Origin of the sequence: Planktothrix sp., from assembly GCF_046067725.1 — a bacterium.
Classification (GTDB): domain Bacteria; phylum Cyanobacteriota; class Cyanobacteriia; order Cyanobacteriales; family Microcoleaceae; genus Planktothrix.
In genome coordinates this window covers 14,059-31,047 of sequence record NZ_JBJUDF010000037.1, presented here as the reverse complement: position 1 = coordinate 31,047, position 16,989 = coordinate 14,059, and the positions used below count along the sequence as shown (strand labels likewise).

Here is a 16,989-nt window from a genome sequence, read left to right as displayed (position 1 = left end):
AGTGGGAAGCCCACCTCAAGATGATTGCTCTCTCTGGGTTAACCAGGTAAGGTCACGGGCAGAACACCCGTTTATAGGTGTTAGGTCGAAGTCCAGCGATGGATGCAGCCGAGACACACTAACAGACCGAGGGCTTGACCTGACTCTTTTTTCCAGTTCTCTGCAATCTTCAGCGTTTCTGAATAAGTTAAGATAGAAAATAGAAAAAGGAAAGGCTTCATTTTAACCCGAAAAATTGCTCAGAGAATTTAGATTACCTACTCGTATATATCATATAATGTGATCTTTGTATGATTTTTATATGATAATGATTTTGATTTAATGATTTTGATTTAAGGAATAGCTTAAGTAAAATACTAAGATATCTGGTATAATACAAGATTTGTTGTGTAATCTTTATAGAGCATTTTATTAGAATGGCAACTCAGCCAACAATTGCGATCTCTCACCTCGGTTGCGAGAAAAACCGCATCGATAGCGAACATATTCTCGGCTTGCTCGTAGAGGCAGGCTATCAAGTTGATTCTAATGAAGAATTAGCCGATTACGTGATTGTCAATACCTGTAGTTTTATCGAAGCCGCCAGGGAAGAATCCGTTCGCACCTTAGTAGAATTAGCTGATGCCAAGAAAAAAATTGTGATTACCGGCTGTATGGCGCAGCACTTCCAAGAACAACTTTTAGACGAACTCCCTGAAGCTGTAGCCGTTGTCGGAACTGGAGATTATCACAAAATTGTGGATGTGATTCAACGAGTCGAACGGGGAGAACGAGTTAAAGAAATTTCTGCCGAACCTACCTATATTGCGGATGAAACCGTCCCTCGCTACCGCACCACCAGTGAAGGAGTTGCCTATTTGCGAGTCGCAGAAGGCTGTGACTATCGCTGCGCCTTTTGTATTATCCCCCACTTGCGCGGAAACCAGCGATCCCGTACAATAGAATCCATTGTTACTGAAGCCCAACAATTAGCCGATCAAGGGGTTCAGGAAATAATACTCATTTCCCAAATAACCACTAACTACGGACTGGATCTCTACGGTGAACCCAAACTGGCAGAATTATTACGGGCTTTAGGAAAAGTTGATATTCCCTGGATACGGATGCACTATGCCTATCCTACGGGGTTAACCCCAAAAGTAATTGCAGCAATTCAAGACACCCCGAACGTTTTACCTTATTTAGATTTACCGCTACAACATTCACACCCCGATGTGTTACGGGCGATGAACCGTCCTTGGCAGGGACGAGTTAACGATCAGATTATCGAAAAGTTGAAAACCGAGATCCCTGATGCGGTAGTTCGGACTACTTTTATTGTTGGCTTCCCAGGGGAAACCGATGACCATTTTGAACACCTGCGGGAATTTGTGCAACGTCATGAATTCGATCACGTGGGTGTGTTTACCTTCTCCCCGGAAGAAGGAACCCCTGCTTACAGCTTACCCAATCAACTCCCGCAAGCAGTTATGGAGGCTCGTCGGGATGCCTTAATGCAAATACAGCAACCCATTTCCCTGAAACAAAATCAAAAATCTATCGGACAGACGGTGGACGTTCTAATTGAACAACAACACCCCCAAACAGGAGAACTCATCGGTCGCTCTCCCCGTTTCGCTCCCGAAGTAGACGGCTTAGTCTATGTCGAAGGCGAAGCTCGTTTAGGTTCACTGGTTAAAGTCCAAATCACCGATGCCGATATTTATGATCTCTATGGCTACGTCTTAGAGTAGGGAACAGCAGCAAGGGGAGAAATAATTCATATCCTTCCCGAAACCGGACACCTGAAACCGATTTGAAGAAATCGCGGCAAATTTTAAGAAATTTGTTGTTATGTTTCTGAATATTAAGCGTTATCCTAGAGAGAGATGGTCTATTAAAGGGTCTGATTGACTAAACAACCCCGCAGGTTGTAACAAAGAGTGAGTTCAGGAACTTTGAAGACTTTGGAATGTAATTAGGTTCCACGATGCCCGTGAGACAGCGTAACTCAACTGTTGTAGAGAGCTACGTCAAGCGTTATAGCAAAACTAATCAACCTCTGCATCGTAGTGCAAGTGTCTCAATTGAATAGGGCAATGGAAGGAACCGGGCTAAAACACATAGATAGGAGAATTAATGAGTCCATCTTTTGCAAGCTTAGGAATTTCCGACGAACGAGCGCGTTATCTGGAAACAATAGGCTTTACTGAACCGACTGCCATTCAAGTTGAAGCAATTCCTCATATATTGTCTGGACGTGATGTGGTGGGACTGGCTCAAACTGGGACGGGCAAAACAGCCGCCTTCTCATTGCCCATTCTCGAAAAACTAGATACAAGTGCCAAAGGCGTACAAGCGTTAATTCTCACCCCTACCCGTGAATTAGCACTGCAAGTCAAAGAAGCAATTCGGAAAATGACCGATGATCGCAACTTGTATGTGTTAACCGTGTATGGCGGTCAGTCGATTGAACGACAAATCCAACGGTTACAACAAGGGGTTCAAATTGTTGTTGGCACACCCGGACGAATTTTAGATTTACTCAATCGCGGCGATCTAAAATTAGATCGGATTAAGTGGTTAGTTTTGGATGAAGCCGATGAAATGTTAAGCATGGGCTTTATTCAAGATGTGGAGAAAATTCTCGAAGCGGTTGCTGAAGATCGTCAAACGGCATTTTTCTCCGCGACCATGGAGCCTTCGATTTGGAAACTGGTGAAGAAATTCCTTAAAACTCCAGTTACCATTAAAGTCGAAACGCCGAAATCGACCCCCAAACGTATTGAACAACGCGCTTATATGGCTCCCCGTGGCTGGTCAAAAGCACGGGCGTTGCAACCGATTTTAGAATTAGAAGATCCTGAATCAGCCATTATTTTTGTCCGGACTAAACAAGCTGCGGCGGAGTTAACCACATTCCTGCAAGCGGCGGGTCATAGTGTTGATGAATATCATGGTAACTTGAACCAAGCCCAACGGGAACGACTGCTGCAACGCTTCCGCCGTCGTCAAGTGCGGTGGATTGTGGCCACTGATATTGCCGCACGGGGATTGGATGTGGATCATCTGACCCACGTGATTAATTACGATTTACCCGACAATGCGGAAAGTTATGTTCACCGTATTGGTCGTACAGGTCGCGCTGGACGGGATGGAATTGCGATTACGCTGATTCAAGCGATTGATCGGCGAAAACTGCGACTGATTGAGCGTCATTTGCGCCATAACTTTACCATTTTATCGATTCCTAAACGCTCCCAAATTGAAGCACGTTATATTGAACGGCTGCAAGGACGGGTGCGGGAAGCGTTATCTGGAGAACGGGTGGCTTCTTTCTTACCCATTGTTGCTCAATTGGGTGAAGAATACGATCCCCATGCGATCGCGGCTGCCGCCTTACAACTGGCTTACGATCAAACTCGCCCCAGTTGGTTAGATTCTGAATTTGCGGCTGAAGAGGAAGAAACACAAGTTGCTCCTCCTAAACCGAAACTCAATCGTCGGGTTCCCCGTCCGTCGGTTTCTCAAGGTAGTGAATCGACTCGTTTAGGTGTTGAATAGGATTCATCCCTAACATTGATCGATTAAAGTAGAAACAGAGACGCGAGTGATCGTGTCTCTCACTTTTTTGTTGTTATTTTTCAAAGGCAATGCAGATTAATTCTCAAGACTCTAATCTTAGCTCGATCAGACAATGGGCAAATTTAATTGCGATTCTAGCTGCATTTGGAGTTAATGTATTAGCAAATATTACTCCTTTTAATGGATTAACAATTGGAGAAATTTCTAATACGATTTTCAGAAATGTTAAAATCATTCCGGCTAATTATGCCTTTGCAATTTGGGGATTAATTTATGTCGGGTTATTCGCTTTTGCTGGATATCAAGCTTTACCTCAAAACCGTGATCATCCTAGATTTACACATTTAGGTTATGCTATTTTCTTAGCTAGTATTGCCCAGATTATCTGGGTCTTTTTATTTCAATATCAAATGTTTTTTCTGTCCCTAGGGGCAATGATAGCTATTTTAAATTCGTTAATTGTGGGGTATCTACGGTTAAATATTGGTAAAGTTAGAGTTTCTAAAAAGGAACACTGGTGCGTGAATCTTCCTATTAGTATTTATTTGGCTTGGATTAGTGTTGCTACAATTGTTAATGTGGCTTTAGTCTTAGAAAATTGGCAATGGACTGGAGGCGGAATTTCACCGGAACTTTGGACAGCAATTTTATTAGTGATTGCGGGAACATTAGCGGCAATTTTAATGATTGAACGCAATGAAATTGCCTATCCTTTTGTGATTATGTGGGCTTTATGTGCGATCGCGGTTCGTCAAGCTACTCAACCGTTGATTTTAGTAACAGCGATCGCTGTATCTTTATCATTAGGACTATTTGGATTAAGTTTAACGATTCTTCGTCAAAAGGCAATAACTAGGAAATAGGGGTAGAGGTCAGAAACCGGGTTTCTTAACCCATCTTTTTGTTAATAGTAAAGGTTAAGGCAGAAACCAGGTTTCTAGGAAATGGGGTAGGGGTCAAAACCGGGTTTCTAGGAGGTGTGTACAACCTGAAGGATTTACTGCTAAACTATATCATCATCCTCTATTTCTACCCTTATTTTTGTTTAAGTCCCATTAGCTGCGGGTTATGTGGGTTAGAAAAAAGCCAGTAAAAAATATGTAATTGGATATCTCAGCTAGTGATTGATCCAAATCAAACAGCTACTTTTTAAAAATCTGCAAAAAAAGGACTCCTAGAATGGAATCCTTTTGACTTAATTAGTAATGTGAAAAAATAAGTTTTTAATCAATAACTAAATCAAGTTGGGGTTTTAGTGTTTTATGGATCGGAGCGGCGGGATTTGAACCCACGACCCCTACTACCCCAAAGTAGTGCGCTACCAAGCTGCGCTACGCCCCGACACAATTAACCAATGTAGCATCATTAACCAAAACTTGTCAAGGCTTTTCTAAAAAATTTTTAAGGTTTTTGTGGCTTGTACCAATTCAGCCACCCCATCAACGGGCCAAGACCCCTCCGCTCGACGTCCCGTATTCAAAATAAACTGCACCGTATAAGCATGGGGATAACCTTCGACCTGCATCCACAGCCAATCACTTTCGGCTTCACAGGCGATTTTTTCTTCATCCATCAACTCTTGAGCCATTTGAGTCATTGTCTCTGCTAATTGACTTAACAACCGACAAAAATCATCAAACTCCGCTTGGGTGAGTTCCACCGCCCAGGTATCCCCCCCAACTAACCCTTGAAATTCTGATGCTTCTGGGTTCCAACCTAGACGCCATCCGGTGCCGGTTTTGAGAATTTTCTCCACGTTCTACCTGCTATTTAAGTAAGTCAGCATCCCCCGACTGAGGAAGAGGGGTTAGACCCGAATTCGGAGGTTGGGGGGTGGGTGATGAAGGATTGGGTTTTGGAAGACTGGGATTTTCAATATTGAACGCATTTGGATTAAATAAACTCACCAGGGTATTGACTAACGCATCCCGTTCGGTTCGGTTTAACTGTTGAATGGCTTTTTGATCTCCCGCTAAGGGATTTTCTCGCAACGCTTCTTGACCTGGATAATCTAAAACTAACATCGGTTCATTTTCCCCTAGATAGTCAGCGAGGGTGAGTTTCCAATCTAAACGATATTGGGTGGGTCGAGCTTTAACATAAATGTGATAGCGAATTAAGCGACTGATTAACGTATTATCTTCCACAACGTTTCCCGTTTCTTGGGAAATATATTGATTTTCTTGGGGTAAATTCGGTAACTGTTCATAAACTTTTTTCCAAACCTCCGAGACTCTTACCCGTGCTGATGAAGAGGTGGTTTGTTCGGGGGAAGTTTGGGCGAGTCCTTGCTGTTCCAGAGTATCAAAAAATCCACCCAGTATAATTAATAGGGTGATACTAAAAGCAACAAATAGAAAACTTAACCCTCGTTGTTTTTGAGGTTTCCGAGGTTTAAACATCATGTTATAGATCCTTTCTGAAACTAGCAAAAACTCAAGAAACCGGGTTGATGATCAAGATTAATGACTTGAATCGAGGTAAGTTCAGAAACCCGGTTTCTGGGGTGTTCTTGACTGCAAAATCAAGAAACCAGGTTGATGATCAAGATTAATGACTTGAATCGAGATGAGTTCAGAAACCCGGTTTCTGGGGCGACACCGACACCCAACACCGGAAACCCCGATTTAACGATGATCCGCAATAATTTCTGGTTGGGTCAGTTCATCGGACATTTCAATAATGGCCCGTAACACAGGTTTCATGGCGTTCTCATCGCCATTATCAAAGTCTTCATACCGACACCGTTTTGCCCGATTTGCCACCTGTACTGTAATCCGATAGCGATTAGAAGCCGCACTGACGAGATCAGCAGCCCGACGAGTAATTTCCGTAGAGTCAATGGTTGAACGCTTTTGCATGGAGTTATGATTTCCTAGCTGCTTAATGATTTCTATTTTATAGCAGGGAACCGCTTAACAGGGAACTGCTTAGACAACTTCAGAGTTTGAGCCTGATTTATGGAGAATCGGGAGAGTAACTACAGGGTAATAAATAAAAAAATTGCAAAATGTAGCCAAATCATCTAGTCAAATGATCGTAGAGGTGTTAAGTTTTATCAACAGTCAGTAGGAAAAAATCACTACTTGGCTTCGGTACACTGTCCATTAACTAGGATTGTCAAGCAAAATGCAAGCAGCGATAAATCCAACCCGAATTAATTTATCCGTTGTTCCCCAACGTCAACCTCTCAAAGTCGTGGTTTTGGGGGATAGTATCGTCTATGGATTTGGTGATCCAGAAGGAGGGGGTTGGGTGGAACGACTGCGACGTCAATGGATGTCACCGGATACGAGCGGGCCAATTCTTTATAATTTAGGGGTTCGGGGAAATCGGGTGATTCAAGTTCGCGATCGCTTAGACCATGAATTTCGCCATCGTGGAGAACTACGCAACCGTTTACCAGATGTTAGTATTTTTTCAGTGGGATTAAATGATTCCTCGCGAGTCCAGTCGTTTCAAGGTCGTAACTACACGGAATTTAATGACTTTGAAACCACTTTACACAGTATGTTAGACCAAGCCCAACGGTTGTGTAATGTTTTATTTGTAGGAATGACGCCTATAGATGAAAGTAAAATGCCGTTTCAAGGATGTTTATACTATACTTTAGCGGATCAATTTCGCTACAAAGAAGCAACTCGTCAGGCTTGTTTAGAGCGCGATATTCCCTATCTGGATTTATTTGAAATTTGGTTAAATCGTGGGGAATCTTGGTGGAAATCTCGGTTATGTTCCGATGGTTTACATCCCAATGTCGCTGGATATGAAGCGTTATTAGAAGATATTCGCCATTGGGAACCGATTCAAGAATTAGCTTATTAACCCTGGTGGAGGTCAGAAACCCGGTTTCTGATCCCATGTTTCTGTTGCTAGTAAAAGTTAACCGAGAAACCCGGTTTCTCGGAGCTCAGAGACCGAGTTTGTGATCCTCTGTTTCTGTTGATAGTAAAAGTTAACCGAGAAACCGGGTTACTGGGAAATGCTACTCAAAAGTAAAGTGATTTGATGTAGGGTAAACTATAGAGGATGGGTTGGAGAACTCGGACTTGGTTAAGCAGATACAGCGATTTACGCAACATCATCAACAAACTGATGCTGGTGCTATCTCCCATAGGAATCTTGATTTTTTGGCATGGGTGTCTCGTAGCAGTGTCATCCTGACATTAGTTTTGCTGTCGGCGGGAGTCAGTGTAGCTCAGTCTAAACCCCCCAAGTCTCCAGAACCGAAACCCACAACTCCGAGCGAAACCTTGTCTCCCAAGGATCGTCAGGAACTGGAACAACTGCGAGAACAACAGCGTTTACAGCAACAGGTACAGGCGGAAGCTCAACGTACCTTTAAACAGACGATGACGCTGTTTAATTTGTTGTTAGGACTATTAGGAATTTTATTAGCTGCAACCTTGGTGGGGTTATGGTTATTGCGACGATCTGTTGTCCGAGAAGTCACGATTATTGTGAAAAATCACCTGAATGAATTAGGGGATTTAGAAGGTAAAATAGCCGCAGCTAATCAACAAATGCAAGCGGTGATTCGGGAAACCGATCGCATTGCGGGAGAGTTACATTTAGAAGCGAATAATTTTCAAGATGAATTAGGAGATCATCGCAGTCAAATCGGGCAATGGTTAACCGAATTATCCCAGGTTCGTCAACAAGCGATCCAAGAGTTTCAACAAGAATCACAACAAGCTGAACAGGAAATTCATCGCTTAGAAATTGAGTTCTCCAAACAATTAGCAGAGTTACAAAATAGAGCCAGTCATCAACAGGATTTAATCTTACAAAACTTAGATCAATTAGGAACGGATTACGCGAATCATTTGGTGGGATTAAAACAAGGAGTTGAAGATCAACAAAATACGGTTTTAGATGCTTTCAAACAATCGGAAGCCACTTTAACGACTCAATTATCAGATTTACAACGTCAAGTTCAAAATCAGCGCGATCGCTTATTCCAAACCTTAGAACAAGTTAGCGTAGACTTTAAAACAACCGTATCGAGTTGGCAAACCGATGTAGAAGGACAGAAAAATAGTGTCGGTAAGAATTTACAACAAATTGAAGCAGAATTAGTTCAAGAATTATCTCAACTGCAAAAACAAGCTGAAACCCAAAAAGATCGGGTGTTTGCTCGTTTAGAACGATATGAAACGGATTTTGCGCCGCAATTAGAAGAAATACGAATTAAATCAGAACAAAAAGCTCAAGAACAAATTGATTTAGCTCTGAAAAATTTAGAGAAATTTGGCAATGATGCCGTGACAAAACTTTCCGAGTCCCAAGGCAAAATTCAGGGACAAATGGAGCAGAAATTAAAACAAATTCAACAGTTAGAACAGCAAGCCGAATCTCAACTCGCAACCTATCAACAACAACTCCAAAGTCAGGTCGATGAAAAGTTACAACGGCTACAGCAATTAGAAGCTGATTATGGAGCGATTATTGCTGATAGTCAAGCAGGATGGAAAACCCAAAAAGAACGAATTGTGCAACGGTTAGAAAAGTTTGATCAAGATGTTAATGGAGTGATTGAACAGTTAAGGGGAGATCTACAAACTCGTAAGGAATCTACCTTTAATAAATTGGATAAATTTGACTCGATGTTAACGGATCAGTTAACTGAAGTACAAGCGGATGCCAATACCCAAAAAGCCGCGATTGTCCAAGCATTAGTCGCGATGCAGTCGGACGCATTGGCTCGAAAAGATGAAATTCTCAAAGAATTAGTAGCCATTTCTCCAAAGGCTTTTGTAGAATCGGCTGTGTCAGAAATGATGCAAAAAATTGATACCATTACAGAACAATTAGATCGGTTAAAATCTAACAAACCAGAGTTATTTTTAGAGGTTGAAGATTTTGTTCAACAAGGAAATGTATTATTTGCAGAAGGACGTTATGAGGAAGCGTTAAAAGCGTTTAATCAAGTGGTTGAATTGCAACCGAATGATTATCGATCTTGGCTCAATCGAGGGATGGCGTTAAGTCGGTTAAAACGTCAAAATGATGCGATCGCTTCCTATAAAAAAGCCTTAGAAATTAAACCCGATTATCATCAAGCTTGGGTAGATTTAGGCGTCACTTATGGTAAATTACAAAAACATCAAGAAGCCTTTGAAGCCTTTGATCAAGCGGTGAAAGTTAAACCAGAAGATGGGGTGGCGTGGTTAAATCGTGGAATGGCGTTACAAGCCATTGAACGTTATCCAGATGCACTTAAATCCTTTGAGCAAGTCCTTGAATTTGATCCAGAAAATTCTAAAGCTTGGAACTATCGCGGTTATGTTTTAATTAAGCTAAAACGCGGAAAAGAAGCGTTAGAAAGTTTAGATCGAGCTTTAGAATTAAAATCGGATTATGCGGATGCTTACTATAATAAAGCTATTAGTTATGCTCAACAACGTCAAACGGAATTAGCCGTTGAACATTTAGAACAGGCGATTGATTTTAATTCCCGGTATCGAGAGGAAGCAAAAACTGACCCCGATTTATATTCAATTGTTAAGTTTTTGCGTCCTAAAGCTAAACTTCAATCTTGAAGGGAACAGGGAACAAACAGGAAAAGAAGAGTTTAGGTTTTAAGAGGCATTAATCATCCTTGGAGTTCAGGAATATGCTCATTTTCATAATTTTCAATTAAGATACCCAGAATATCCATGAGTGAGGCGAGGGGATGTTGTTCATCTTGTGTGATAATTCTATTTTTCATTCTGGCATTCTAACGCAATCATCTGTAATAAATTCCTGAGCATTTTTAACAATAGGTGGCAAACCAGGAGCAACAACAGATAAACCTTGAGATTCCCGATTTGCGACTTCAACGTTTAATTCTAATAGAAACTTTAATGGCTCATCTTTTGGTTTCATTCCATAAGCTTCTTCCACAGCTTTATCAAGTTCTGCATGAGCCTTGCGGAGCAGATTATCTCCGGGTAAATCTAAAGTGCGATAAAGTTCTCGTAAACTCCACTGATTTTCTGTCATCACTTGACGTCGTAATTGTCGTAATTTTACGGCTGATGTAGCTACTTTTTTAACCTGTGTTAATGTTGGGGATTGAGGAAACGGGAAGGAATTAAAAACTGTGTTAGAGGTGTAGCGAAAATCACCCTTTAAAGTGGAACAACAAGCAGTAAACCATATCCAATGAATATGAGATTGAAGGATTCCAAATGAATAATCATCTGATAGGGGAAAAACTTGTAGAGCATCACTGGGTCTAATTCTGAAATCAACAAAATCAAACACAGGTCTTTTTGTGACTCTGCTACAGGCAATATATCGAGATAAATTAGAGATTTTTTTGATTAATTCAGCACGAGGATAGGAAAGCAACCACCATTTTGCCAGAAAATTTTGATGATGTCGATTAACCTTCGCTTTTGGATTGTCTTTTAAAGCTTCAATATTTCGTTTTTCTTCTTCTTTGGCAGCAGCTTGACGAGTAGGCAATACAAGTTCTTTAATCTGGTTTAAGGGTATCGTGTATTTGCTGGCAGTTAGAATATCACGGGGATGTAAATCAATTACATAACGTTTGGGTAATGGAGGTTTTTCGGAAAGTAAATCATCTCCAATTAAATAAGGAAAAATAACCTCGGCATTATTTTTTGACTGTCGAATCATTGTTGCGGCTTCATTCAAGGTTAACAAAAATCCTTCATGTCCATGAGTTTGTCCTTGATAACAAGCTTCTGAGTTAACATTAATCGATAACTTTTTAGCTTGAGTAACATCAATTTTTGTCGACAAAGCGGAATTAATTGTATCTAATTCGGCAATTTCCCAAGGGCTATTTTTATCATCTCCAATTTGAGTAAAAAGTTTCTTTTTGCCCGGTTGTTCGCCTTTAATCCAGTTAACAATAGAAACATGAACTACCGCATCCCCTGACCAAACTTGAGTAGAAATCGCTTCAGTAATTGTGCCACTATTGCCTACAATATAATCTAAACCGCCTTCACGAGAATAATTTTGTCGGATGGTATTTGTACCAACAAGTCCGGCGCGTCCATCAAGTTTTAATTCATCATGGGCGCGACGAAACCAATACACGCAAAAATCAGCCATTCCTGGTACTTTGGGATATTTTTCTCGGACTCGGCGCACATAAGCAGCACCATATTCCTGCTGCATTTTGTTTTTCGACTGGTAGGGAGGATTACCAATAATTGTATCCGCTTTTATCCAATCACAAAATAAAGCATCATCACAGCGAATATTTTGATCTAAATTATCAAGAGGTAATGCCTGTTCCATGTCTAATGCTAAGTTCATCTGCACCACATTGCGAAACTGATTTTCTTCATCCAAGGCTAATTTTTTAGCCAACATTAAGGTAACTTTGGCTAATTCCACTGCAAAGGGTTTAATATCAATCCCGTAAAATTGGCTAGTTTTTACTAATGACATCGTACCAATTGTATTAGCAGCACGGGTAAAATTTTCATGAATCTTAGTCAGCAATTGTGCTTCTAGTCGTTTGATTTCTCGATAAGCAACATAGAGAAAGTTACCACTCCCACAAGCAGGATCAAGAACTTTAAAATTAACTAATTCTTGCCGAAGTGCCAACAAGTCTTTTAAAGTATTTGCGGCTTCAATTCGTTCTCGCCAAGGGCGGATAATCGTGGGTAAAACTACTTTTTGAATATCGGCTTCGCTGGTATAGTGAGAACCTAAAGCATGACGTTCTTCTTTACCCATACTCGACTCAAATAACCCGCCAAAAATCGCAGGTTCTACTTTTGACCAAGGTTCCGTTGCTGCTTCTAATAATAATTCAATTTCTCTGCGGGTCAGGCGTATGGGTTCAATCGTTGAGAAAATTCCTCCATTAAAATAAGGCACATTATGATAGTAACTGTCTTGAGGAGCAGGGCGATTACTTCCCATCTGTCGAAATAAACCCCCAATCAAATCATCAGAACTAAATCGATTAGTTTGGCAGTTTGTTAAAAATTCAGTGAATAAACCTCTGGGAAGTAAATCAATATCTTCTGCAAACAAAGCTACTACACACTGAAGAATAAACCGTTGAGCCGTTTCTACTGTTTCCCCTCGCTCTACTAAATGATTAAAAACTTGAGCCACTTTATTAGCTGCATTTCGAGTGACATCAATTTTATTATTATTAAATAAAGGCTTTTTATTGCCGGGAAACAGAAAGTTAAAAGCCGTAAAACGATCAGGTAATTCTTCCAAACTCACCCGATCTACAGGTTCCCTAAGCTGAAGATCAAAATCATAAATCAAAAATTCATCAAAATTACAAAGCACTACATATTGAGGACGTTGTGGCACTAATTCCAACCAATATTCAAAAGCTTGCTGATAGTGTTTTTCCAGTTTTTCCCCTCGTTTTTTCATCTCCAGTAATAATCGAGGTCGCCACAATAAATCAGCAAATTTTGTAGTTTTCCCTTTGGCTTTCACTCGATATTCTAGTTCGGCTCCTGCTTCTTTATAGCCTTGATGACCGAAGGCTTGAAACAGGCGATCGCAAAATACTTGCGCCTCCCCTTTTTCGTCACCTTTCAAAGTTCGGGCGTAGTCAATAAAAGTGTTAATATTAGTTAATATATTGGTCATTATAACAGTATAAATATCATAGATAACCTTTAACATTATATATCCTCATGCTCAAAGGCTGACTAGATTTCATTAATTATTAATAGAGCAAGTCTAAATAGGTTGTAATAACCTCTATGACTAAAATCCTTACTGTAGGGGTAATTCATGAATTACCCCTACAGTAAATCAAATAGGATTGCTATAGTGCTAACCCTAGTAGATGCCTTTTACCATTTTCAATAATCCTTGACTTTTTTGAGTTTTTCTATTACAGTAGTTAATCGTGCTTTTCTTATATTTCCGATCTTCAATTACTTGCTATGGTATCAACAAATTCCTCTCATAACCCTGTTCCTATTTCCCTGAATTTATCAGGAGGAATTGCACTCGGAGCTTATATGGCGGGGGTCTGTTTTGAATTAGTTAGACAAGCCAGAAAAGACAATGCTCCCTTGTTAATTGATTTGATTACAGGTGCTTCGGCGGGAGCCATGACAGGAGCAATTACGGCTTATTATTTATTAAATCGAGAGATTTTAGATCATGAATATGAAGATCAGAATTTATTAGCCCAAGCCTGGGTTGAACGGGCGGATATGAAAGATATTGATACGGTTTTCGCTATTGAAGATTACCGTCAAGCTTTAAAGAATATATTTAAAAGTGAAAATGAAAGTTTATTATCTCAAAAAGGAATTAAAAATATTGCTAATTTAATTACTCAAAATACAGACCAACTCAAGGTTTATCAACCGTTGGCTTTAGTCATGACGGTTACAAACTTACAAGGTTTATTAATCACCTATGAAAATAAATGTCGGAATTATTCGGGAATTCCTGCAATTAATCATGCAGAAACTCGACGCTTTTTGTTTCATTCCGAGTTAAATCGTCAAGGCGATCGCTTACAAAAAATCTGGAACAAAGTTGTTGATACTAGCTTAATTTCCGGTGCATTTCCTTTAGCTTTTCCACCCGTTGAAGATGGATCGAATATTAAAAGTTATAACTTAAAAAATTTAAGTCCGGCTTATTTTACAATTTCTTCTGACTCCGGGGAAAAACAGTTAGATCCATCTTTACCCATGTTTTGTCCCCAGGAAAATCTTAAATTTTGGTATACTGACGGGGGAATTTTAGATAATTTACCCATTTTAAAAGCTATTGATTTAGAAGCCAATATTCGATTAAGTTCTTTACCGAATTCCGAGTCTTTCCTTCAAGAAGAAGGTCGAGACTTTCTTAAATTTAGTCATGAATTTAACCGCAAAGTTAAAACAGAGCGAGATCATCGACTGTATGTTTATGTTTCTCCCTATTCTTTAGAAAGTTTAGAGAGCAAACCTAGCTTGAAGAAAAATCAGTTTAATCTTTTGGATTTGTTGTTTAAAGGGTTAAAAATTCCTTCCATTCAACAAGATGCGATGCAGTTAAAACAAATTGTTAAAATTAATGAACAAGTGGATTATAAGGAAAGAATATTATCGAGTTTAGAAACGTTATCAGAACATTCACCCGAAGACACACTGTCTCAAATTAAAGCTGACGTAGAAAAAGCCATCCCCTATCATCATATTCAACTCTCGCCCATTACACCTTTAATTTTAAATCAAATTGCTTTGATTGAGAATGTAGAAGCTCGAACGCAACTGGAAGCCCTTTATCAAAAATTCCGTTCTTTGTTTAAAACTCCAATTGTAGAAGAACCCAAGGATGCAGATGAACTATTAGCATCGGATTTTCTCAACGCTTTTGGCGGTTTTTTTGATAAAAAATATCGACAACAGGATTTTATTTTAGGGCGACTGTGTGGTTTAACTTGGCTACATTTAAACTTTGCAAAAGTTGAGACTCAAGACTCTATTTTAACGTTAAATCAAATTTTTAATTCAGGTCAAGTTCAATTTGATAATCCTAAGTTTAAAGACTTAAAAATTAGTTACAGAATTCGCTTAATCCGAATTTTAGTTCGAGGTCTGCGAATGATGACCGCCCAAACTCAAATGAAACAAAGCAAGAAAGTTATCCTCTGGATCGTTCAACTCATTTTATTACCTTTATTCCTATTGATTGAACTGTTATTAACTTTAGCTTTAATGTCTACAGAAGTTGTTGAAACTTTTTTAGGAAAAATGATGCAAAAATAAGAGAGATTTCCCCAAATACCCGACACCCAAAAACTTATCGGTCTAATTTATTCGGAATTCCTTCACAGCCGCCGGGGATGGTTTTTCGGGATTTAGAACCGCACCAGGCACAGCAATAATAGCGATTTTCTTCTGATAAATTTTCAACCCCAGTAAAGTCGGCATTTTCTACGACAGCCCCCGTATATTCTCCGGTAGTAAAATTAGGAATTAACGTCCGACTACGGGGAGATGCTGTTTCTGCGGAACCATAAAAGAGTTTAACAGAACGTAAATTTGTATAGGATAAATTAGCTTCATAGAGAATAGATCTAGCTAAATTAGTGCGAACTAAATCACATCTCTGTAAATTAGCTTTGACTAAATTCGCATCAGTTAAATCCGTGCGTCGGAGGTCGGTTTGGGATAAATCTGCACCCGCTAACATCGCCCCTAAATCAATCACTCGTACCCCATGATCTCGATCTTCTGCATAATTGCCATTTCCATCTAACATTGGGCGTCCTAAATGGCGATCGCGTTGTAATGGAGTAATTAATTTAGCTTGGGATAAAAACCTCAGAATTTTGGCTTTTCCTTCCGCATCAACACTTTTAATAATCGCCGCCGTTCGTCCTTCTGCAATCACTCGTTCTTGGGGCCAATCTTCTAATAATCCTTGTTCTCCTAATGCTAAATCTGACACACCTTGGAAATAAGCATCAATGGTTTGTTGTTGGGTAATTCGGTTTTGTTGGATGGTTAAATCTCTGGAAATAATATACTGTCTCCAAGCAACATAAACAGCCAAAATAGCAATTAAAATTTGACCTAATGCGCCTCCTAAATCCCCTAAAGCACCAATTGCATCCCAATTAATCGTAATATTACTCACTTCATTTTCAGTGTTAGCATTACTAAAAATAACTAACCCAATTAAAGAACCTAAAATCCCAAAACAGGCAACAATTAAATTACGCCAGCTTGGGGGAATTAAAGTTGTCCAAACTTTGCCCCAACCCGACCACAATAAGCGTAAAGAAATCCCTAATGTTGCTACAGCGCTGACATATCCTAGTGTAATATTATCAATTCCTAACCCTAAAATCATTAATGCCATCGCCGATAAAACCAAGACCGAACCTGACACCGAACTTTGATGATCATCTAAAGTTGAGTTTTGGGTTTCAATCTCCCAAGATTCCCCAGAATTGAGGTGTATCTCCTCCGTTGGGGGTTGCAGTTGTGGAGATTCTGAAGGTTGAAGGATTCCCCCATTTAGGGTTTCAGGGCTCTCCTGAAGTCCTTGGGAATGAGACGAGGATGAATTGGGTTCCATTGTCATCGATTAACCTTAGTGATTTGTTGTCTGTTGTTTGTTAGCTTAACAGTTAACAACTTCTTAACTGACAGATGATTTTAGCGAAATCTGTCTTAATATTGAATGATTATTCTGGGGTGTGAGGATTTTAAGAAACAGAGTGTAAGTTGTTAAATTGTGAATTGATAGATTGATTATAGATCTAACTAGGGAAAAAAGGATAAAAATTCTGAGCGGGAATGAGGCTTAAGGAGTTTATAAAATAAAATATTTTAGAATTGATCAATCGAACATTTAATCAAAAAGAAAATCTATTCATGATTAATCGATTAAAAGTGTTTTTAAAACTGATTAATGCTCGTCTTTCGCGAAGCATTACAATTTGGATTTTTTTAAGCTTAG

At 39.7% G+C, this 16,989-nt stretch carries 11 protein-coding genes, 1 tRNA gene and 1 rRNA gene; 7 read left to right on the top strand and 6 right to left on the bottom strand.

The features are described from left to right. The 4 genes from ACKPEB_RS02125 to ACKPEB_RS02110 all read left to right on the top strand — a co-directional run. Positions 1 to 142 (top strand): 23S ribosomal RNA (locus ACKPEB_RS02125); the annotation flags it as partial. Positions 143 to 416: 274 nt separating this feature from the next. Continuing rightward, entirely contained in the window at positions 417 to 1,733 is a 1,317-nt protein-coding gene (gene rimO, locus ACKPEB_RS02120; RefSeq protein WP_408963125.1) for a 30S ribosomal protein S12 methylthiotransferase RimO, read from the top strand. Positions 1,734 to 2,118: 385 nt separating this feature from the next. Next, positions 2,119 to 3,543 carry a DEAD/DEAH box helicase gene (locus ACKPEB_RS02115; protein ID WP_408963124.1) on the top strand — a complete coding sequence of 475 codons (1,425 nt, stop codon included), beginning with the start codon at positions 2,119 to 2,121 and terminating at the stop codon, positions 3,541 to 3,543. 89 nt (positions 3,544 to 3,632) lie between these two features. Next, entirely contained in the window at positions 3,633 to 4,427 is a 795-nt protein-coding gene (locus tag ACKPEB_RS02110) for a tryptophan-rich sensory protein (RefSeq protein WP_408963123.1), read from the top strand. A gap of 404 nt (positions 4,428 to 4,831) precedes the next feature. Here ACKPEB_RS02110 and ACKPEB_RS02105 read toward each other — a convergent pair. From ACKPEB_RS02105 to ACKPEB_RS02090, 4 genes are all read right to left on the bottom strand, one after another. Next, positions 4,832 to 4,905: transfer RNA gene (locus tag ACKPEB_RS02105), tRNA-Pro, on the bottom strand. A gap of 49 nt (positions 4,906 to 4,954) precedes the next feature. After that, positions 4,955 to 5,320: a DUF1818 family protein gene (locus ACKPEB_RS02100; RefSeq protein WP_408963122.1), complete on the bottom strand. Its 366-nt coding sequence runs from the start codon at positions 5,318 to 5,320 to the stop codon at positions 4,955 to 4,957. Between the two features lie 10 nt (positions 5,321 to 5,330). Continuing rightward, a complete protein-coding gene (locus tag ACKPEB_RS02095; protein ID WP_408963121.1) occupies positions 5,331 to 5,969 on the bottom strand; it encodes a hypothetical protein in 639 nt (212 codons plus the stop codon). A 222-nt stretch (positions 5,970 to 6,191) separates the two neighbouring features. After that, positions 6,192 to 6,425 carry a DNA-directed RNA polymerase subunit omega gene (locus ACKPEB_RS02090; RefSeq protein WP_408963120.1) on the bottom strand — a complete coding sequence of 78 codons (234 nt, stop codon included), beginning with the start codon at positions 6,423 to 6,425 and terminating at the stop codon, positions 6,192 to 6,194. A gap of 268 nt (positions 6,426 to 6,693) precedes the next feature. Between ACKPEB_RS02090 and ACKPEB_RS02085 the strand changes: the two genes are divergently transcribed. Together ACKPEB_RS02085 and ACKPEB_RS02080 are read left to right on the top strand one after the other, a co-directional pair. Continuing rightward, positions 6,694 to 7,389 carry a GDSL-type esterase/lipase family protein gene (locus tag ACKPEB_RS02085; protein WP_408963119.1) on the top strand — a complete coding sequence of 232 codons (696 nt, stop codon included), beginning with the start codon at positions 6,694 to 6,696 and terminating at the stop codon, positions 7,387 to 7,389. A gap of 224 nt (positions 7,390 to 7,613) precedes the next feature. Then, positions 7,614 to 10,106: a tetratricopeptide repeat protein gene (locus ACKPEB_RS02080; RefSeq protein WP_408963118.1), complete on the top strand. Its 2,493-nt coding sequence runs from the start codon at positions 7,614 to 7,616 to the stop codon at positions 10,104 to 10,106. A 166-nt stretch (positions 10,107 to 10,272) separates the two neighbouring features. Here ACKPEB_RS02080 and ACKPEB_RS02075 read toward each other — a convergent pair whose 3' ends face one another. Continuing rightward, entirely contained in the window at positions 10,273 to 13,158 is a 2,886-nt protein-coding gene (locus ACKPEB_RS02075; RefSeq protein WP_408963117.1) for a class I SAM-dependent DNA methyltransferase, read from the bottom strand. A gap of 302 nt (positions 13,159 to 13,460) precedes the next feature. Between ACKPEB_RS02075 and ACKPEB_RS02070 the strand changes: the two genes are divergently transcribed. Further along, positions 13,461 to 15,287 carry a patatin-like phospholipase family protein gene (locus tag ACKPEB_RS02070; protein WP_408963116.1) on the top strand — a complete coding sequence of 609 codons (1,827 nt, stop codon included), beginning with the start codon at positions 13,461 to 13,463 and terminating at the stop codon, positions 15,285 to 15,287. 34 nt (positions 15,288 to 15,321) lie between these two features. Here the strand turns inward: ACKPEB_RS02070 and ACKPEB_RS02065 are convergent, their stop codons facing one another. Next, positions 15,322 to 16,611 (bottom strand): pentapeptide repeat-containing protein, encoded by a 1,290-nt coding sequence (locus ACKPEB_RS02065; RefSeq protein ID WP_408963115.1) that lies wholly within the window; start codon positions 16,609 to 16,611, stop codon positions 15,322 to 15,324. Positions 16,612 to 16,989 lie beyond the last annotated feature (378 nt).